22 protein-coding genes are annotated in these 19,104 nt (G+C 66.8%); 4 read left to right on the top strand and 18 right to left on the bottom strand.

All coding sequences use genetic code 11. The features are described 5' to 3' along the window. Positions 1 to 10: 10 nt before the first annotated feature. From nusA to pip, 5 genes are all read right to left on the bottom strand, one after another. Positions 11 to 1,633, bottom strand: coding sequence for a transcription termination factor NusA (gene nusA / locus CHB86_RS19115; RefSeq protein ID WP_089234700.1), 1,623 nt, complete (start codon positions 1,631 to 1,633; stop codon positions 11 to 13). A gap of 17 nt (positions 1,634 to 1,650) precedes the next feature. Next, positions 1,651 to 2,250: a ribosome maturation factor RimP gene (gene rimP / locus CHB86_RS19110; protein ID WP_089234754.1), complete on the bottom strand. Its 600-nt coding sequence runs from the start codon at positions 2,248 to 2,250 to the stop codon at positions 1,651 to 1,653. Positions 2,251 to 2,358: 108 nt separating this feature from the next. Next, complete coding sequence (locus CHB86_RS19105; protein ID WP_176442936.1) at positions 2,359 to 2,994, bottom strand: DedA family protein; 636 nt, start codon at positions 2,992 to 2,994, stop codon at positions 2,359 to 2,361. Beyond that, entirely contained in the window at positions 2,991 to 3,356 is a 366-nt protein-coding gene (locus tag CHB86_RS24745) for a hypothetical protein (protein ID WP_176442935.1), read from the bottom strand. The genes CHB86_RS19105 and CHB86_RS24745 overlap by 4 nt, the downstream gene beginning before the upstream one ends. A gap of 124 nt (positions 3,357 to 3,480) precedes the next feature. Continuing rightward, complete coding sequence (pip, locus tag CHB86_RS19100; protein ID WP_089234698.1) at positions 3,481 to 4,470, bottom strand: prolyl aminopeptidase; 990 nt, start codon at positions 4,468 to 4,470, stop codon at positions 3,481 to 3,483. A 70-nt stretch (positions 4,471 to 4,540) separates the two neighbouring features. Between pip and ubiG the strand changes: the two genes are divergently transcribed. Next, a complete protein-coding gene (gene ubiG / locus CHB86_RS19095) occupies positions 4,541 to 5,281 on the top strand; it encodes a bifunctional 2-polyprenyl-6-hydroxyphenol methylase/3-demethylubiquinol 3-O-methyltransferase UbiG (protein ID WP_089234697.1) in 741 nt (246 codons plus the stop codon). Positions 5,282 to 5,285: 4 nt separating this feature from the next. Here the strand turns inward: ubiG and thpR are convergent, their stop codons facing one another. From thpR to CHB86_RS19070, 5 genes are read right to left on the bottom strand one after another with little or no spacing between them, the layout of a single operon-like run. After that, on the bottom strand, positions 5,286 to 5,828 hold the full coding sequence (gene thpR, locus CHB86_RS19090) for an RNA 2',3'-cyclic phosphodiesterase (protein ID WP_089234696.1): 543 nt from the start codon (positions 5,826 to 5,828) through the stop codon (positions 5,286 to 5,288). Positions 5,829 to 5,868: 40 nt separating this feature from the next. Next, positions 5,869 to 6,309: a MarR family winged helix-turn-helix transcriptional regulator gene (locus CHB86_RS19085; RefSeq protein WP_089234695.1), complete on the bottom strand. Its 441-nt coding sequence runs from the start codon at positions 6,307 to 6,309 to the stop codon at positions 5,869 to 5,871. Further along, positions 6,306 to 7,139: a carbon-nitrogen hydrolase family protein gene (locus CHB86_RS19080; RefSeq protein WP_089234694.1), complete on the bottom strand. Its 834-nt coding sequence runs from the start codon at positions 7,137 to 7,139 to the stop codon at positions 6,306 to 6,308. Before CHB86_RS19080 ends, CHB86_RS19085 begins: the two co-directional genes overlap by 4 nt. A 12-nt stretch (positions 7,140 to 7,151) precedes the next feature. Next, positions 7,152 to 7,412 (bottom strand): glutaredoxin 3, encoded by a 261-nt coding sequence (gene grxC, locus CHB86_RS19075; RefSeq protein ID WP_089234693.1) that lies wholly within the window; start codon positions 7,410 to 7,412, stop codon positions 7,152 to 7,154. Positions 7,413 to 7,440: 28 nt separating this feature from the next. Next, entirely contained in the window at positions 7,441 to 8,208 is a 768-nt protein-coding gene (locus CHB86_RS19070) for a ComF family protein (protein WP_245838169.1), read from the bottom strand. On the opposite strand from CHB86_RS19070, the gene CHB86_RS19065 reads away from it, so the two are divergent. Further along, a complete protein-coding gene (locus tag CHB86_RS19065; protein ID WP_089234692.1) occupies positions 8,207 to 9,064 on the top strand; it encodes a methyltransferase domain-containing protein in 858 nt (285 codons plus the stop codon). The two genes, CHB86_RS19070 and CHB86_RS19065, sit on opposite strands and share 2 nt — an antisense overlap. A 58-nt stretch (positions 9,065 to 9,122) precedes the next feature. Further along, a complete protein-coding gene (hemH, locus tag CHB86_RS19060; protein ID WP_089234691.1) occupies positions 9,123 to 10,157 on the top strand; it encodes a ferrochelatase in 1,035 nt (344 codons plus the stop codon). A 136-nt stretch (positions 10,158 to 10,293) separates the two neighbouring features. Here hemH and CHB86_RS19055 read toward each other — a convergent pair whose 3' ends face one another. Further along, positions 10,294 to 10,479: a hypothetical protein gene (locus CHB86_RS19055; RefSeq protein ID WP_089234690.1), complete on the bottom strand. Its 186-nt coding sequence runs from the start codon at positions 10,477 to 10,479 to the stop codon at positions 10,294 to 10,296. Between the two features lie 141 nt (positions 10,480 to 10,620). Continuing rightward, a complete protein-coding gene (locus CHB86_RS19050; RefSeq protein ID WP_089234752.1) occupies positions 10,621 to 11,217 on the bottom strand; it encodes a L,D-transpeptidase in 597 nt (198 codons plus the stop codon). A gap of 160 nt (positions 11,218 to 11,377) precedes the next feature. On the opposite strand from CHB86_RS19050, the gene dalA reads away from it, so the two are divergent. After that, positions 11,378 to 11,872 carry a divisome-associated lipoprotein DalA gene (dalA, locus tag CHB86_RS19045; protein ID WP_089234689.1) on the top strand — a complete coding sequence of 165 codons (495 nt, stop codon included), beginning with the start codon at positions 11,378 to 11,380 and terminating at the stop codon, positions 11,870 to 11,872. Positions 11,873 to 11,923: 51 nt separating this feature from the next. On the opposite strand, the gene CHB86_RS19040 is transcribed toward dalA, so the two are convergent. The 6 genes from CHB86_RS19040 to CHB86_RS19015 form a co-directional block, all read right to left on the bottom strand. Next, the gene (locus tag CHB86_RS19040) at positions 11,924 to 12,328 is read right to left on the bottom strand and encodes a L,D-transpeptidase family protein (RefSeq protein ID WP_342747479.1); all 405 of its coding nucleotides are present in this window, start codon (positions 12,326 to 12,328) and stop codon (positions 11,924 to 11,926) included. Positions 12,329 to 12,503: 175 nt separating this feature from the next. Continuing rightward, positions 12,504 to 13,322, bottom strand: a complete 819-nt coding sequence (locus tag CHB86_RS19035) for an ion transporter (protein WP_089234687.1) — start codon at positions 13,320 to 13,322, stop codon at positions 12,504 to 12,506. 27 nt (positions 13,323 to 13,349) lie between these two features. Further along, complete coding sequence (locus CHB86_RS19030; protein ID WP_425445432.1) at positions 13,350 to 14,579, bottom strand: class I SAM-dependent RNA methyltransferase; 1,230 nt, start codon at positions 14,577 to 14,579, stop codon at positions 13,350 to 13,352. Beyond that, complete coding sequence (locus CHB86_RS19025) at positions 14,576 to 16,423, bottom strand: ABC transporter ATP-binding protein (RefSeq protein ID WP_089234686.1); 1,848 nt, start codon at positions 16,421 to 16,423, stop codon at positions 14,576 to 14,578. Before CHB86_RS19025 ends, CHB86_RS19030 begins: the two co-directional genes overlap by 4 nt. Beyond that, positions 16,420 to 18,273 carry an ABC transporter ATP-binding protein gene (locus CHB86_RS19020; protein WP_089234685.1) on the bottom strand — a complete coding sequence of 618 codons (1,854 nt, stop codon included), beginning with the start codon at positions 18,271 to 18,273 and terminating at the stop codon, positions 16,420 to 16,422. Before CHB86_RS19020 ends, CHB86_RS19025 begins: the two co-directional genes overlap by 4 nt. 204 nt (positions 18,274 to 18,477) lie before the next feature. Beyond that, positions 18,478 to 19,074 (bottom strand): LysE family translocator, encoded by a 597-nt coding sequence (locus CHB86_RS19015; protein ID WP_089234684.1) that lies wholly within the window; start codon positions 19,072 to 19,074, stop codon positions 18,478 to 18,480. Positions 19,075 to 19,104 lie beyond the last annotated feature (30 nt).

The following is a 19,104-nucleotide window of genomic DNA, read 5'->3' as shown; positions in this document are numbered from 1 at the left end:
GCGCCTGAGATCAGGCGCCAGCCTCCTCGGTGTCGACGGCGTCTTCGTCTTCGGCTTCCTCGTCGGATTCCAGTTCTGCCGGATCGACCCAGCCAAGCTGGATGCGCGCCGTCATCACCATGTCCTGGGCCTCGCCCAGCGACACGTCGAACTTTTCCAGAACCCCGTCGTCCTTCACGCGCTCGCCGTTGACCGTGGTCCAGCCGCCCGCAAGTTCCCAGTCGGCGCAGGTGGCGAAATCTTCCAGCGTCTTCACGCCGTCTTCGGCCAGTGCTTCGATCATTTGGGGTGTCAGGCCCTCGAAATCAATGAGGCTCTGCTCCACACCCAGTTCTTTTGCCCGCTCGAGCGCCTTGCGGTTCATCTCGTCGATGTGATCGCGCGCCCGCGCCTGGAGCTCGGCCGCGGTATCCTCGTCGACGCCGTCGATCACCAGAAGCTCGTCCACCTCGACATAGGCGACTTCCTCGAGGTTGGTGAAGCCCTCAGCCACGAGGAGCTGGGCGAAGAACTCGTCCAGGTCCAGCGTGTCCATGAAGAGCTGCGTGCGCTCCTCGAACTCCTTCTGGCGGCGCGCCGATTCCTCTTCCTCGGTCATGATGTCGATGTCGAGGCCGGTGAGCTGGCTGGCCAGACGCACGTTCTGACCACGGCGGCCGATGGCGAGCGACAGCTGCTCGTCCGGCACCACGACCTCGATACGCTCGGCTTCCTCGTCGAGCACGACCTTGGAAACTTCGGCCGGCTGGAGCGCGTTCACGAGGAAAGTCGGGACATCCTCGTTCCACGGGATGATGTCGATCTTCTCGCCCTGGAGTTCGTTCACCACCGCCTGAACCCGGCTGCCGCGCATACCGACGCAGGCGCCGACCGGGTCGATCGAGCCGTCATAGGAGACAACGGCGATCTTGGCACGGCTGCCCGGGTCGCGGGCCACGGCCTTGATCTCGATGATGCCGTCGTAGATCTCCGGCACTTCCATCTTGAATAGCTCGGCCATGAATTCCGGCGCGGTCCGGCTGAGGAAGATCTGCGGGCCGCGGGCCTCGCGGCGCACGTCCTTGATGTAGCAGCGGATGCGATCGCCGTTGCGATAGCTCTCGCGGCCGATCTTCTCGTTGCGGCGCAGGATGCCCTCGCCACGGCCGATGTCGACGATGACGTTGCCGTATTCCTCGCGCTTGACGACACCGTTGATGATGGTGCCCGCGCGGTCCTTGAATTCCTCGTACTGGCGATCGCGTTCGGCTTCGCGGACCTTCTGCAGGATCACCTGCTTGGCCGACTGGGCGGCGATCCGGCCCATTTCCACCGGCGGAACCTCGTCACGGATCTCGTCGCCGATCTTGGGATCGGAGAGGTACTGCTTGGCCTGCTCGACCGTCAGCTCCGCCTGGTAGTTCTCCAGCTCCTCGTCCGCGACAACGGTGCGGATGCGGGTGAAGGTCGCGCGGCCGGTCTTGCGGTCGATCGACACGCGGATATCCATCTCGGTCCCGTAGCGGGACTTGGCAGCCCGGGCGAGGCTTTCTTCCATCGCCTCGATCACCAGCTCCGGGTCGATCATCTTCTCGCGCGCCACCGCCTCGGCGGTCTGCAGCAGTTCCAGCTGGTTGGCGGATGTGATGGCCATCTCTTGTGGTTCCTCTTTTACGAGTTCTCGGCGGCGTCGTCCTCGGACGCCATGAATGTCTCGACTTCGTCGTACTGGGCTTCGTCGATCTCGCCCGAATGCTTGCGCTGGTTGAGCATTTCCCGGATCAGTTCGTCGGTCAGAACGAGCTTCGCATCCGAGAGCCAGTCGAATTGCAGCCCGATCACCACCGCGCCGCCCTCCTGGTCGATCTCGATCAGCACCTCACCGTCCTCGACGCCCTGCAGCACGCCCTTGAAGCGGCGGCGGCCGTCGATCATTTCGTGGGTCTCGATCTTGGCCTCGTAGCCTTCCCAGGTCTCGAAATCCTTGAGCCGGGTCAGCGGACGGTCGATGCCGGGGCTCGATACCTCCAGCGTGTAGTTGTCCTCGATCGGATCCTCGACATCCATCACCGCGCTGACCGCGGTGGAGATATCGGCGCAATCGTCGACCTCGATGCCGCCCTCCGGCTTCTCGGCCATGATCTGCAGCGTCTTGGTCTTGCCCGACATCAACCGGATACGCACCAGCTCGTACCCCATCCCCTCGATCACGGGGGTCAGGATCTCGGCCAGCCGGCGGTCCATGTTGGTCTTTGCAATCAGGTCGGTCACGTTCGTCGGTTCCAAACACAAAAAAACGGGCGCGCGGCCCGTCGATCTTTCCCGGTGGAGCTTTCGGGTGACCCCGGCAGCGCCGCTGTTGAGAGGCCATATACGGACTCAGCGCGGATTGCGCAAGGGTTCACTTGCCACCTGCGCCGCCAACCGGTAGCTGCGCCAGCCCCGCCAAAGCCACCAGCCCGAGCCGATGGCCACCGCCGCGGCGAGAATCAGCCCCGCCCCATCCACGATCACCGTGGCGATATCGGCGATCTGGTCGGCGAAGAGAAAGCCGAGCATAGCATAGGCCGTGGCCCAGAGCGCCGCGCCCGGAATCGCCGCCAGCGTGAAGGTCCGCCAGCCGAGACCGGCGGCTCCGCTGACATAGCTCGTCCAGGGGCCGAGCGGGCTGACGATGGTGCGGCTTGCCAGGACCGCGGCCGCGCCCCATCGCGCCACCAGCGCCTCGGCCCGCTCCAGGAGCTTCGCGCGGGCGGGCCGGGTCTTCATCCGGCCGAGCAGCGGCGCCCCGCCCCAACGGGCCATGTGAAACGCCACCTGGTCGCCGATCACGTAGCCCGCGAAGGCCACCGTGATCACCTGCCACAGCACCAGGTCCCCGGCCGCTGCGAAGCCGCCCGAGGCCATCACCAGCATCGACGAGGGCAGCGGGACCGCAAGGCAGGAGACCGCAACCACGCCCCCGACAAGGAAAAGCCCGTAGAACGGAACGAGGGCGAGCAAAGTGTCGATCATTTGCCGCGCTCCTCGTGGAAGGCCGCGGCACCGGCGCGGACGCGCTCGGTCAGGGTCGGCAGGTCGACACCCTGCTGCTCGGCGATATCGGCCATGGTCAGCGGCTCGCGTTCCCGCTCCCGCGGCGGCGGGCCGATCCCGAGGATGTCGGACAGCACGCGCGGCGGCAGCCGGTAGGACATCGCCACGTAGCGCGGCCGCATCCATTCCTCGAGCGCCTGATTCTCCGGAACGTCGTCGCGCACATGCCCCAGGTGCAGCAGGAACTGCACCGCAAAGAACAGCATCACCAGAAGGGAAGCGGCGAAGATGCCGAAGGCGATGGGTTGTCGAGCCAGGAAGTATTGCAGGGCGGAGCGCATCGTCAGGGTCGGTTTCGGTCAGATCATCGACTGAAACGCAACCTGCGGCGGTTTCCGTCGCCTGTTTGTACCCCTCAACCGGAACGCCGCGCTACCCCTGACGGGCTGGCCGGCGACCTGCCGCCTAAAATCCGAGCCGTCCGGCGGTCCGGAGCACCGAATCCGTCACCCGCACGAGCTCCGAGGTGATGCCCGGCTCGGTCAACGCATGCCCGGCCATGCTCACCATGCGCAATTCCCCACGCGACCAGCGCTCGGTCAGTTTCCAGGCGGAAGCCGGCGGGCAGATCATGTCGTAGCGGCCCTGAACGACGGTGCCGGGGATGTGCGAGATCAACGGCATGTCCTCCAGGATCCGCCCGTCCCGTTCCAGCCAGCCGAGATGCCGGAAGTAGTGGTTCTCCAGCCGGGAAAAGGCGCGCGCGTAATCCGGCGGGCTGTCATGCCCGGGCCCGTCATGGCTCATCGCCGCCAGCGCGTTCTCCCAGGACGCCCAGGCGCGGGCGAACCGGGTCTGCACCGCGCGGTCCGGCCCGAACAGCCGCCGCCCGTAGGCCTCGATCACATCGTCGCGCTCGTCCTCGGGCAGGAGCCCGGTGAAACGGCGCCAGTTCTCGGGAAAGAACTTTCCCGCGCCGCCGCCGTAGAACCAGTCGAGCTCCTCCTGCATCATCAGGAAGACCCCGCGCAGCACGAGATAGGCCACCCGGTCCGGATGCGCCTGCGCATAGACCAGCCCGAGCGTCGCGCCCCAGCTTCCGCCAAAGACCACCCAGCGCTCGATCCCGAGCGCCTCGCGAATCCGTTCGATATCGGCGACGAGATGCCATGTCGTGTTGGCCTCGATGCTGGCGTGGGGCCGCGACCGGCCGCAGCCGCGCTGGTCGAACAGGATGATCCGGTATCCTTCCGGGTCGAAGAAGCGCCGCATCGCCGGGCTGCATCCGCCGCCGGGCCCGCCATGCAGCACCACCACCGGAACGCCCTCTGGATCGCCGCATTGTTCGACATAGATCTTGTGACCGTCACCAACGTCCATCATCCGCTGGTCAAACGGAGCCAGCGAAGGGTAGAGGAAGTCCTGTGCGCTTTTGTGATCTGCGACCCTGTCCATGTCAGAGCTATATAGCGGACCGAATGCCGATGCCACGCCATATGAACCGCACCCGACCAAGGAGCCGCCCATGACCCAGACCACTGTCGATCCAGGCGAAGTCGCCAAGTTCGAGGCGATGGCGGCGGAATGGTGGGATCCGACCGGCAAGTTCAAGCCGCTGCACATGCTCAACCCGACGCGGCTCGACTACATCACGAGCCAGATTGCGGCGGAGTTCGACCGCGACCTGACCGCCGAAAGGCCCTTCGCCGGCCTGCGCCTGCTGGATATCGGCTGCGGGGGCGGGCTGCTGAGCGAGCCGATGGCGCGGCTGGGTGCAACCGTGGTGGGCGCCGACGCGGCCGCGCGCAACATTCCCGTGGCGCAGATCCATGCCGAGCAATCCGGGCTCGACATCGACTACCGCTGCATCACCGCCGAGGAGATGGCCGCGGACGGCGAGCAGTTCGACGTCGTGCTGAACATGGAGGTGGTGGAACACGTGGCGGATCCGCTGGCCTACCTGACCGCCTGCCAGCAATTGCTGAAGCCGGGCGGGCTTATGATCTGCTCCACCATCAACCGCAACACCAAGAGCTTCGCCATGGCGATTGTCGGGGCGGAATGGGTGATGCGCTGGCTGCCCAAGGGCACCCACGAATGGAACAAGTTCATCACCCCCGATGAGCTCAAGGAGCTGCTCCGCAACGCCGGGCTGACGCCGGAGGACGCGACGGGCTTTGTCTTCAACCCGATCGCCTGGTCGTGGTCGCTCTCCAAGTCCGACCTGTCGGTCAACTACGTCACCGCCTCCACCAAGCCCGCATGACCGGTCAGCGGAGCGGATAGACGGCGAGTTCCGTGTGGAGCGCCGGCCCGTTCCCGAGATCGGATCGGAAAAGCGCGAAGCTCTCCGCGTCGAATCCCGGCACCGGCGCAAGGGCGCTCGCCTCAAGGTAGCGTCCCAGCCGCGCCGCCTCGTCTCTTCCGGGCGCGCGGTTGAAACGGGCGAGCGTCACATGCGGGCGATACCGTTCCCGCGGCAGCACCAGCCCCACGCCGGCAAGCCCCGTACGAACGCTGACATGGAGCGCCATGAGCGCCTCGTCGCGCCGGACGGCGGCAAACAGGATCTTGGGCTGGCGGCCGCCAAACAGGTCCATCCCCTCGAACGTAGCGGTGAATCGCGCCCCGCGCACCGCTGACAGCGCCTCGTGCACGGCAAGAAGCTCCGTCTCCGGAACCTCCCCCAGAAAGGCCAACGTCAGGTGCAGGTTGTCGTAGGGCGTCGCGCGACCGACGGGCAGGCCTTCCTGCAGCACGGCCAACGCGTCGCGCACCGTCTCTGGCAGGGGAATGGCGACGAAGCATCTCATGGGCGCAGGCTTTGCCGTCTGCCCGCCGATTGCAAGCCCGTCAGATCGCGCCGAGCCGTTCGCGCAGCTCCCTCAGCACCGGCAGCGCCTGGCGCACCCGCTCCGGGCCGATCTCGCGGATCACCTCGCCGATGATCGGCGCCAGCGCGGCGATGGCCGCATCCCGCGCCGCCCGCCCCGACGGGCTGATCGAGACGAACTTGCGCCGCGCATCGTCCCAGTCCGGGCGGATATGCACATGCCCCGCCCATTCCAGCTTGTTGAGCGTGTTGGTCATCGCGCCGCGGGTCAGGTGGAAGGATTGCGCCAGCTGCGCCGGCGTGCGCTCCTCGTTGAGCCGGGCGAGGTGATTGAGCACCGAGAACTGGCTCAGCTCCATCCCCTTCGGCAGCGCCTTGGTCAGGCGGTTGCGGGCCAGCTGGTCGATCGTGAAGATCTCGCTGAATAGCGCAACGGCGAGGCTGTCCGTCTGCTGGCTCATCTCGGACCCTCGAATTCCCGGTCGTGGCGGAGCGAAGGTATGCGACGGCGGGCGTCCTCGACCGCGGCCATGTCCAGATCCACGCAGGTGATGCCCGGCGCCTCTCCGCCATCGGCCAGAACCTCGCCCCACGGGCTCACCACCAGGCTGTGTCCATAGGTGCGGCGCTCCTTGCCGCGCTGCGCCCGGTGCACGCCGCACTGCGCCGGAGCCAGAACCCAGGCCCCGCATTCGATGGCCCGCGTACGCAAAAGCGGCTCCCAATGCGCCGCGCCGGTGACCGGAGAGAAAGCCGAAGGCACGGTCAGGATCTGTGCCCCGCCCTGGGCCAGCCGACGATAGAGATGCGGGAACCGCAGGTCATAGCAGACCGTCATGCCGATCACGGCGAAGGGCGGATGCGCGAGCACCGCCGTCTCTCCGGGGCGATAGCCGGCCGATTCGCGGTATGTCTCGGTCTCGGAGACATCCACGTCGAACATGTGGATCTTGTCGTAGCGCGCCACGATGCCGCCGGACGGCCCGATCAGGAAGGAGCGGTTGGAAAAGCGGCCCTCCGGCCCCTCCTCCGCCAGCGCCAGCGATCCGATCAGCAGCCAGACCGAATGCCGCGCGGCCGCCTCGCGCAGGCCCTCAAGCGTGATATCCTCGGCCTCGGGTTGCAACACCTCGCGCTGCCGGGTCCGGCTCGCCGAGAGGCAGTTGGTCACCTCCGGGGTCAGCACGAATTCCGCACCCTGCGCCTTCGCCTCCGTCACCATCTCAAGCGTCCGGGGCAGGTTCTGCTCCGGATCGTCGGTCACGTTGAGCTGCAACAGGGCCGTGCGCATCGTGGTGTTCCCTCAGCCTCCCTGCAGGAGCCGGTCGAGCTTGCCGGCGCGCTCCAGGGCGTAGAGCTCGTTGCAGCCGCCGACGTGGGTCGGGCCGACGAAGATCTGCGGGACGGTGTAGCCGCCCTGCGCGCGGGTCATCATCTCCTCGCGCCGCCGCGGTTCGCGCGCGACGTCGATCTCGGAATAGCTGACGCCCTTGGACTGGAGCAACCGTTTGGCCGCGTGACAGAATCCGCAGGTTGGCGTGGTGTAGATCTCGACAGGTTGCATTACTCTCTCCGGAAGCACGCCGGCGAGACTACCGATCCTTGCTGACCCGCGCCAGTGCCAGAACCCGCACTTCGCATGCACCGGCCGCAAGGGCGACTTCCGCACAGGCGGCGAGCGTCGCCCCCGATGTCAGCACATCGTCCACCAGCAGGACCCGGCGTCCGGCGATCCTGTCCACTCGGCGGGGATGGGCCGCGATCGCGCCCGACACGTTGCGAAACCGCTGGTGCCGGTCGCGCCCCTCCTGCGTCGGGGTGGCGCGGGTTCGGACCAGGAGGTCCGGGCAGCACTCCAGCCCGGTGAGCCTGCCAAGCGCGACGGAGAGCAGCGCGGATTGGTTGTAGCGGCGCCGGAACAGGCGCCACCAGTGCAACGGCACCGGCGCAACCAGGAGGTCCGGTTCCAGGATGTCCCGCCCCGCATACGCCATCCAGCCGGCCGCGACCTTCGCAAGCTCGGTCCGGTCGCCGTGTTTCAGGCCGAGAACCAGGCGCCGCCCCGTCCCGGCATAGACCAGCGCCGCCCGGCCGGCTGTCCACGGCCGGGCGATGGCGAGGCAATCGTCGCAACAGGCCGGACCGCCGCCCTCCTCGCCCGGCAGCGGAACGCCGCAGAGCTCGCAAACCAGCCCCTTGATGAAGGCCGCCCCGGCCCAGCAGGCGCCGCACAGGCCGCGCTCGGTGCCCACGACCTCGTTGCAGGACAGGCAGTGCGGAGGGTAGATGGTGCGCAGCGTTGTGCGCAACGCGCCCCGCATCGCCGACCCGACCGACCGACCGCTGACGATATCGCCCATGAAACCACCTCGCCTGACAGACCGCACGGCGCTCGACCGCGCCCGCATCCGCGCCAGCAAGGCGCCCGGCGGCATGGCGGATTTCCTGCACCGAACCCTTGCGGACGAGGTGCAGGAGAGACTGGAAGTGGTTAACAGGAGCTTTACCGACGCGGTGGTGATCTCCGGTTTCCCCGAACTCTGGGCGCGCCTGATGCCGCAGGCCCGGCAGGTTGCCGATACCGAGGTACTGGATCTCGAGGCCGGCTCCTGCGATCTGATCCTCCACGCGCTCGCGCTGCATTGGGCCGACGATCCGGTGGGGCAGCTTGCACAGGCCCGCTACGCGCTGCGCCCCGACGGGCTGTTCCTCGGCTGCCTCTTCGGCGGCGAGACCCTCTCCGAACTGCGCGCCGCCCTCGCCGAGGCCGAGGCCGCGGAGATGGGCGGGCTGTCGCCAAGGATCGCGCCGATGGGTGAGATCCGCGACGTCGGCGCGCTGATGCAGCGGGCCGGGTTCGCCCTTCCGGTGGCCGACAGCATCCCGCTCACCGTGACCTACGAGAGCGCGCTGCACCTGATGCGCGACCTCCGCGCGATGGGAGAGACCAACGCCCTGGCCGATCGCCACCGCGCCCCGGTGCCGCGCCGGCTGTTCCTGCGTGCGGCCGAGACCTATGCGGCGCGGTTCCCGGCAGACGACGGGCGGGTCAGCGCCACCTTCGAGCTGATCTTCCTCACCGGATGGGCGCCCGACGCGTCCCAGCCGCAGCCGCTGCGCCCCGGCTCCGCCTCGGCCCGGCTCGCCGACGCCCTGGGAACCAGCGAACAGAAGCTGGGCGACCGGGCCTCCCCGGAATCAGACGACCCAGATTGACCGCACCCGCATCGCCCCTATCTCGCACACGACACGACGACCCAAGCCAGGACCCGACATGACCCAGCACCTTCCCGCAGACCATCCCCCGGTGAAACCCGAGAAGATCGGCGTCCTCCTGGCAAACCTCGGCACGCCCGACGGCACCGATTACTGGTCGATGCGCCGCTACCTGAACGAGTTCCTCTCCGACCAGCGCGTAATCGACTATCCCAAGTGGAAGTGGCAGCCGCTGCTGCAGCTCATCATCCTCAGCAAGCGCCCGTTCAGCTCCGGCGCCGCCTATCGTTCGATCTGGAACGAGGAGAAGAACGAAAGCCCGCTGATGACGATTACCAAGGACCAGACCGCCGCGATCGCCGCGGCGATGGAGACCCGCTACGGCGACAAGGTGGTGGTCGATTACTGCATGCGCTACGGCAACCCCTCGACCAAGTCCAAGGTCCAGGCGCTGATCGAGCAAGGTTGCCGGAAGATCCTGTTCTTCCCGCTCTACCCGCACTACGCCGGGGCGACCTCGGCCACGGCCAATGACCAGTTCTTCCGCGCGCTGATGGAAGAGAAATGGCAGCCGGTCGCCCGGATCGTGCCGCCCTATTTCGAGGAGCCGACCTATATCGACGCCCTCGCCCAGTCGGTGGAACGGGCCTATGCGGCGATGGAGCAGAAACCCGACATCCTCGTCTGCTCCTACCACGGTGTGCCCAAACGCTACCTGATGGAGGGCGACCCCTATCACTGCCAGTGCCAGAAGACGACGCGGCTGCTGAAGGAGCGGCTCGGCTTTGCCGACGAGGCGATCACCACCACCTTCCAGAGCCAGTTCGGCCCGGAGGATTGGCTCCGCCCCTACACGGTCGATCACGTCGCCGACCTTGCCCGGGAGGGCAAGAAACGAATCGCTGTCATCGCACCGGCCTTCTCGGCCGACTGCATCGAGACGCTGGAGGAGATTAACGAGGAGATCCGGGAGAGCTTCGAGGAAGCGGGCGGCGAGAGCTTTAGCTACATCCCCTGCCTCAACGACGACGCGGCGCATATCGCGGCGCTCAGCGGCGTGATCGAGACCAACCTCAAGGGCTGGATCGACTGACCCGGCGCGCCGGCGCAGCACTCGTCAGGGGGTTGCGCCCGATGCACCTCGGAAATTCGGCGGGGCCTTCCGACACAAACGAAAAAAGGCGAATCGAAAGATTCGCCTTTTCCCATGTGTCGTGCTGCGCGCGCTATTAGCTGGCGCTGGCAGCAGCGGCGCCGATCACGATGAAGACCAGCAGCGGGAGCCACAGGCCACCGCCGGACGTGCCGGTGTCTTCTTCGATGATGACCGGCTCGATGACCGGCTCTTCATAGCCGCCAGCAAAGGTGGCGGTCGCAGCCAGCGAGAGAGCAGCAGCGAGAGCAAGCTTCTTCATGTTAACCTCCAGTTATCGCACGGACGCAATTAGTGAGGACGCCCGCGCCCCAAGTAGTACCTCGTAATCAATTCCTTACAGACAGTTCTGCATTTGGCAATTGCTGGCTGTTGCATAGCTGCCTCGCTCAGGGCGTTGTCGTCAAATAAGCAACACCTGCGCACCGGGTCGAACGAGCGAGAAAAGTTCGGCGATGTGTTCGTTGTAGAGCCCTATGCAACCGTTGGAAGAGGGTCGCCCGATCTTTCGCGTATCATGCGTGCCGTGGATCCGGTAATATTTCCAAGACAGATACAATGCATGCGTTCCAAGCGGATTATCCGGCCCTGGCGGTACAAAGTCCGGCCATTCCGGGTTGCGCTTCTTCATCGAGGGGGTCGGCGCCCAGGACGGCCCCTCCACCTTGCGGATCACGCTGGTGCGACCTCGGCGGGTCAACTCTTCGGACGCCGGAACGCTGGTGGGATAGACTAGGTAGGTCGACTGGTCTGCGGACCAGAAGTGCAACGCCCGAGAGTCGATATCCACGAGGATCGCGCCACCCGCAGTGGAGGAGAAATGGGACTGCCACTTGCGGGCGCGGAAGCTGTTGATATTGCGGCGCACCGTCGGGTCGAGGTCGCGTGACGTCTGGGCGGAGGCCGGCAAGCTGGATGCGGCGATCCCTCCGAGAGTCGCGGCCACGCTGCCGCGCAGGAAGTGGCGGCGGTTCAGTCGGTCTGCTGTCGTTCTTGTCATCTGTTCCTCGTCGGTCAGGGCGAGAGATGTCAAACCGTACGGCGCAGGCTCCTTCCGCGCAACGCTTTGCACGGCGAGGGAGAGAAACGGATGCGAACTGTTTGAACTGGACAAACGTTACCGTTAGAGGGGAGAAAATCCAAGCTTGGTACACCGATCCATGACCCGTCCCCTTGCTCTGCTCGCGCTCGTCGGTTTCGCACTTGCTGCCTGCGGTCCGTCGCCATCGTCGGTCGACGGCCCCCGGGTCTACAAGATCTCCGATCGGGACGCGGCCGACATCCAGTACCGGACGCTCGACTCGATCAACAGCCTGCGCACCGCCGCCGGCCTGACGACGGTTCAGCTCAACCCGCAGCTCAACGCGGCCGCCGCGACGCATTCGCGCGACATGTCGCTCCAGAACCGGCCATGGGATTTCGGCTCGGACGGCTCCTCGCCGATGACCCGCGTCGCCCGCACCGGCTATCCCGGCACGTTCCTGGGCGAGGTGATCGCGGAAACCTACGAGAGCGAGATCGAGACGCTTGGCGCCTGGATGGACGATCCCCGCTCCCGTCCGGTGATCATGGATCCCGAGGCACGCGACCTGGGCTTTTCCTGGTACCAGGAGAACAACGGCAAGATCTGGTGGACGCTGGTCACAGGCGGCTGATCCGGGCTTGATACGGGCGCCGGCACTCGCCGCCGCCCGTCGCCTCAAATCTCAGGCAAAGATGTCGATCGGGGTGCCGTTGCGGACCATCGCGTAGATGTTCTCCATCTCCCGGTCCTTCACCGCGATGCAACCCGCCGTCCAGTCCTTGCCGCGCGGATCGGTCTTGCGGCGGTCGCCGTGGATGAAGATGTCGCCTCCCGGATCCCGCCCGAACGAGCGCGCGTAGGCGACGTCCTGTTCGTTCGGATAGGAAATGCCCAGCGACAGGTGGAAGGAGCTGTTCGGGTTGCGCCTGTCGATCAGGTAGGTCCCCTCCGGCGTCTTGCCGTCACCGCGGAACCGCTTGGGCCCGACCGCCGTGTTGCCCAGATGGACATCGTAGTCCTCGAGCAGGGTGCGGTGATGGAAGACGTAGAGCTTGCGCCGCTCCTTCACCACCTGGAGTCGGGTCACTTCCGGACCTTCGTATCTTTTGAATTTGCTTCCGCAAGCCGACAGCGCCAGTGCCGCGCCCCCGACCAGCATCGTTCTTCTTGGAACGTTCATACCTGCATGCCTCGTTTTCGTTTTGCGCGAAATATAGCCGATCTCCGCGCCCTACGGAAGCGAGTGCAACGACACCGGAGGCTCAGGATGCGTCGAATTTCGACGTTGTCGGCGGTGCCTTCGCGGCCGGAGGCGCGCCGAGCCCGTCGAGCCGCCGGTCGATCGCCTCGAGACGGGTCAGGACCTCGTCCCTGTAGGCCCCGGTCTGGGCATTGTCCTCCTCGTGGTGGGCGTCCTGCATCGAGTTCACGATCAGGCCGACCAGCAGGTTCACCACCGCGAAGGTCGTCATCAGGATGAACGGGACGAAGAACATCCAGGCATGGGGATGCACCTCCATCACAGGGCGCACGATGCCCATGGACCAGGATTCCAGCGTCATGATCTGGAACAGCGAATAGGCCGACCGGCCGAGCGAGCCGAACCACTCCGGGAAATCGGCGCCGTAGAGCTTCGTCGCCATCACCGAGCCGATGTAGAACACCAGCGCCATCAGCAGGAAGACCGAGCCCATGCCCGGCAGCGCGGAGATGAAGCCCTCCACCACCCGGCGCAGACGCGGCATGACCGAGATCACCCGCAGAACCCGCAGAACCCGCAGCGCCCGCAGCACCGAAAGCGAATGCCCGCCGGGCACCAGCGCCACGCCGACCACGAGGAAGTCGAAAATGTTCCAGCCGCTGCGGAAGAAATTCATCCGGTAGGCGATGATCTTGGCCCCGATCTCGGCCACGAAGATCGACAGGCACAGGTAATCGAGAAACAGGATGAGCCCGCCGGCGCGGTCCATCACCGCCGGATAGGTCTCCAGCCCGAGCAGGATCGCGTTGAACACGATCACGCCGATCACGAAGTTCCGGATGCCGGGCCGTTCGAGCCAGGCCGATAGGGTAGCGCGCATGGTGGGTCCTCGGGGTCTCTCGCTGCGTCAGACGCCGATATGGCTGCGAGACAGCCGTGCTGCAACCTCGACATGCGGCGACCAGCGGAACTGGTCCACGACCTGCACCCAGTCGAGGCGGAATCCGGCCTTCACCAGCAGCGCGGCGTCGCGGGCGAAGGTGACGGAGTTGCAGGACACCGATGCGACGACCGGCACCCGCGAGGCCGCGATCTGGGTCGTCTGCGCTTCGGCGCCGGCGCGGGGCGGGTCGATCACGACGGCGTCGTACCGGTCCAGCTCGTCGGGCAGCAGCGGTCGGCGGAACAGGTCCCGCACCTCTGCCGTGACCTCGCGCAGCCCCTGCGCGTGGCGCGCGCCGGTGGTCAGCGCACCCGTGAGCGCGCCGAGCCCTTCGACCGCATGCACCTCGGCCCCCCGCGCCAGCGGCAGGGAAAAGGTGCCGCAGCCGGCAAAGAGATCCACGATGCGGCCGGCCTCGCCCACCGCCTCGGTCACGGCGCGCCGCAGCGCGGCCTCCCCGGCCTCGGTGGCCTGCAGGAAGGCGCCGGGCGGCGGCGTGACGGCGATGCCGTCAAAACGGACGGTCGGCGGCGAGTGCAGCGCGACGGTTTCATCCTCCCACGTCAGGCGCGACAGGCCGTGCTCGCCCACCAGCGCACCCAGCTCCACCCGCAGGGCCATGTCGAGCGGCTTGCCCCCGGTCACGGACACGTCCGGGCCCTCGGGGGCGACGGTCACGGTCAGGCTCAACTCGCCCTTGCGAGAGGCCCCGGCCCGAGTGATCGCCTCGAGCGCAGGGCGCGCCCGGAGCAGCGCCGGATCTACCAGCAGGCAGTCGGGCACGTCGATCACGGTGTCGGAGGCGCGGGCATGGAAGCCGACCAGAACGCCCTTCTTGGTGCGGCGCCCCGAGAACACCGCCCGCCTCCGCGAGCGCGCGGGCGACGTCTGGATCGGGCGAAACGGCGCTTCCAGCCCCTGCGCGGCAAGCGCGGCGCGGACGATTCCCTGTTTCCACTCGGCCACGAAGGCGTCGTCGGCATGTTGCACGGCGCAACCGCCGCAGCCCTTGTAATGGCGGCATGGCGGCGAGACCCGGTGCGGCGAAGGTGTGACGATCCGAGTCTCCGCAAGCCGGTCGCCCTCGGGCGTGCCGGACACAAGCTCCCCGGGAAGGCAACGCGCGGCATAGAGCGGGCCCGGCGCGATCCCGTCCCCGCGGTGCCCGAGCCGCTCGATGGTCACCTCAATCACTCTGCCGCCTCCGTGATGTTCAGGAACCCGCCCGATTGCCGCTCCCAGTAGCGGGCATAGAGCCCCTCTCTCGCCAACAGGTCCGCATGGGTGCCCTCCTCGGCGATCTTTCCGCGATCCAGCACGACGATCCGGTCCATCCGCGCGATGGTTGACAGGCGGTGAGCGATGGCGATCACCGTCTTGCCCTCCATCACCTGTTCCAGCGCCGCCTGGATCTCGGCCTCGACCTCGGAATCGAGCGCCGAGGTCGCCTCGTCCAGCACCAGCACCGGCGCATCCTTGAGGATCGCACGAGCCAGCGCGATCCGCTGCCGCTGGCCGCCGGAGAGCTTCACGCCCCGCTCGCCGAGATAGGCGGCATAGCCGGTGCGGCCGCGATGGTCGCGCAACGTGAGGATGAACTCGTGCGCCGAGGCCCTGCGGGCGGCGTCGAACACCTCCTCGTCGGTGGCGTCGGGGCGGCCGTAACGGATGTTGTCCAGCGCCGAGCGGTTGAACATCGCCGTCTCCTGCCGGACCATGGCGATCTGCTGGCGCAGCGCGGTCTGTGTCAGGTCGCGGATATCCGTGCCGTCGAGCAGGACCCGCCCCGCCTCCACGTCGTAGAGCCGCAGCAGCAGCGCGGTGACGGTCGACTTGCCTGCCCCGGAGGCGCCGACCAGCGCCACCTTCTCGCCCGCGGCGACATCGAGGTCGAACCCGTCGAGCGCCGCCACCGGTCCGCCATAGGCGAAACGCACGTCGTCGAAACGGATCGCGCCCCGGCCTTGGGTTTCGGCCGTCGCACGCGGGCGGTCGGTGATCTCGTGATCCGCCGTAAGGGTGCCGACGCCGTCCTCGACCTCGCCGATATTGGTAAAGATCGAGACCGCCGCCATGCCGAGCCGGTTGGTGATCTGGCTCAGCCGCACAGCGATCATCGCGGTCATCGCGATGTCGCCCGGCGTCGCCTCGCCGATCGTGTAAAGATAGAGCGAACCGAGGATCGCCGAGAGCGGCAAGAGCCCGCCGTTGGTGGTCAGCACCAGCCGGAACATCGCCGTCATCGAGCCGAACTCCAGCGAGCGAATCCGGAATTTTTCCAGCGCGTCCAGCGTCGCGCGATCTTCGTGGTCGTGATGGCCGAAGAGCTTCACCGTCGCGATGTTGGTCAGCGTGTCCACGACCTGTCCGGTGACCACGGTCCGCGCCCCGGCCCGCGCCGCGGCACGCTCGCGAATGCGCGGGATGAACCAGCGCAGCGTCAGCGCGTAGATGACCGACCAGACCACGAAGACCAGCAGCAGCCGCGCGTCCACCCCGGCCATCAGGAACAGCGCCGAGATGAACATCGCCAGCCCGAAGATCACGACATCGGTGATCTCTACCACCACATCCGTCAGCGCCCGTGCGGTCTGCATCGCCTTCTGGCTGATCCGACCGGCGAAGTCGTTTTCGAAATAGCGCATCGAATGGCCGAGCACGTGGCGATTGAGCCGGCTGAGCACGAGCGGAAAGAGATGCGGGCCGAGCAGGATAGAGGTCACCCCGGCATCGGCCAGCAGGATCAGCGGCCGCACCACGAGAAAGAACAGCAGCCCGCCCACGATGACGACCGAATACGGCCCCCAGAACGCCCCCGGGCCGTGGGTGGCGGCGGCATCGATTACCACGCCGGTGAACCAGGCCGCGACCATCTCCGAGATGCCCGTGAGCACGGTGATCACCAGCGCCAGCCCGATCGCCCGTTCCGCGCCCTCGAGTGCCCAGCGGGTGAAGGGCACCAGCTGGCTGGGCGGCGGCCCGTCGGCGGGCCGGTAGGCATCGATCAGGCCGGCGACGCGGGTGACGATGGGGTTCATTCTGCTGCCTGCCCTTCCGGCGAAAGCCCGATGAAGCCGCCCGATTGCCGTTTCCAGAAACTGGCGTAGAGCCCGCCCTTGGCGAGCAGATCGGAATGGCTGCCCTGCTCGACGATATGGCCTTCGTCCAGAACGAGGATCCGGTCCATCCGGGCGATGGTGGAGAGCCGGTGCGCGATGGCGATCACCGTCTTGCCTTCCATCACGCCGTAGAGCGTATCCTGAATCGCCGCCTCGACCTCGGAATCGAGCGCCGAGGTGGCCTCGTCGAGCACCAGGATCGGCGCGTCCTTCAGGATCACCCGGGCAAGCGCGATCCGCTGCCGTTGCCCGCCGGAGAGCTTCACGCCCCGTTCGCCGACCCGGGCTTCATAACCGCTGTTGCCCTCCTGGTCGGTCAGATCGGCGATGAACCCATCCGCAGCCGCCCGCTCCGCCGCGGCGATCATCTCGGCCTCGCTCGCCTCGGGGCGGCCGTAGAGGATGTTTTCCGCAATCGAGCGGTGCAGCAGCGCGGTGTCCTGCTGGACCATGCCGATCTGCCGGCGCAGGCTCTCCTGGCTGACCCTGGTCACGTCCTGCCCGTCGATCAGGATGCACCCGCTTTCCGGGTCGTAGAACCGGAGGAGCAGCTTCACCAGCGTCGACTTGCCCGCGCCCGACCGCCCGATCAGGCCGACCTTCTCGCCGGGTTCGATGGAGAGCGACAGCCTGTCGAGCCCGCCTGCCCCGCGCCCGTAATGATGGCTGACCTCCTCGAAGGCGATCCGCCCCTCCGTCAGATTCAGATCCGGCGCGCCGGGGACGTCGGTCAGGCCGATGGGCTGGGCGATGGTCTCCATCCCTTCGGCCACCACCCCGAGGTTGCGGAAGAAGGAGGAGACGGCCCACATGATCCAGCCGGTCATCGCGTTGAGGCGCAGGGTCAGCGCCGTCGCCGCCGCCACCACCCCGACCGAGGCCGTTCCCTGAACCCAGAGCGCCACACACCAGCCCACCACGCCGACGATCAGCCAGCCGTTCAGCACGTTGAGCGAGATGTCCATCACCGTGTAGATCCGCATCTCCTTGCGAAAGGTGATCCGCGTGTTCTCGATGGCCTCGCGGGCATAGTCGAGCTCCCGGTCGTGATGGGCGAACATCTTGACCGAATGGATGTTGGAATAGCTGTCCACCACCCGCCCGGTCACTTCGCTGCGCGCGTCGGAAGCGGCCTTGGACGCCGGGCCGACACGGGTGATCGTCCAGTGCAGCAGCAGGCCATAAAGCCCGAACCACAGCAGCAGCGGGACCACCAGCCGCGCATCGGCCTCCGCCAGCAAGACCGCCGCCCCGACCAGGTAGGCCAGCGCAAAGGTCATCGCGTCGAAGATCTGGAACATCGCCTCGTTGGCGGCCGGCGGGGTCTGCATGATCCGGTTGGCGATGCGCCCGGCGAAATCGTCCTCGAACCAGCTCACGGACTGCCGCAATACGTGCCGATGCGCCCGCCAGCGGATCAGCGTGCCGAAGTTCGGCATCAGCCCGTTGTTGAGCACCAGCACGTCGAGCGCCTGGAACAGCGGGCGCAGCACCAGGATGAACAGCGCGATCCCGATCAGCTCCCAGCCGTACTCCTGCCAGACCTGTTCCGGCTCGCCGGTCGAGAGGATGTCGACCACGCGACCCATGTAATGGATCAGCCCGACCTCGACCGTCGCCACCACGATGGAGAGCACCGCGGCCACCACGAACCACCGCTTGAACGGCTGCGAATAGGCCCAGAGAAAGGGCCACAGCCGCTGCGGCGGTGTGTCGGTATCCTCATACGGCGTATAAGGATCGACCAGGTTTTCGAAGTATCGGAACACGGGGTGCCAGACTTGCCTGGGAATGCGGGCGTAGGGTTAGCCCGTTCCTGTTACAGGAAAACCATGGCCGCCGAAAGCGCCAGTGCCGCCGCCATCGAAGTGTTGAACGGCCGCCAGGCATGCTGCGTGGTCAACAGGATCACATTGCGGCCCGGCGAGAACCGCCCGGCAAGGACGAGACCCTGGCGCGGATCGAACGGCGGGTCAGTCGAGGAACAGCAGCACCACGCAGCCCGCGATCACCGCGGCCATCACGATGTTGAACCGGCGCAGGCGGTGCTCGGTGTTGACCCAGCGGGTGATCCCCTTGCCGAGCGCGGCCCAGGAAGTGGCGCTGCCCAGCCCCACCACGACAAAGACCGCGCCGACGATCAGCGCCGTCACCAGCGGGGCGGTTGGGTCGACGAACTGGCTGGTGGTGGCGACCGCGAAGGCCCAGGCCTTGGGATTGACCCACTGGAAGGCCGCCGCCTCGACAAAGGTGAAGGGCCGCGGCTCCTTGCCGGGAGAGGAAATCCCGCCCGAGGTGGCGATCTTCCACGCCAGCCAGAGCAGGATCGCCGCCCCGAGCCAGCGCAGCGATTCCCGCAGCAAGGCCGAGGTCTGGAACAGACCGCCGAGGAAGAACCCCACCAGAAACACCATGAAGGCAAAGCCGAGCCCGATGCCCAGCACATGCGGCCAGGTCCGTCGCATCCCGAAGGTGGCCCCAGAATTCGCGACAAGGGCGTTGTTGGGGCCCGGCGTCCAGGCGGCAACTATGGCGAGGGCGAGCAATGCGCCGAAATTCTCTGGTGTCATGGGGTCTTTCCGTCGTGTGGGCCGTATCTG

Origin of the sequence: Tropicimonas sediminicola, assembly GCF_900188335.1 — a bacterium.
GTDB lineage: Bacteria > Pseudomonadota > Alphaproteobacteria > Rhodobacterales > Rhodobacteraceae > Tropicimonas > Tropicimonas sediminicola.
The sequence above is the reverse complement of the archived record's forward strand: the minus strand, read 5'-3'. Positions and strand labels throughout refer to the sequence as shown.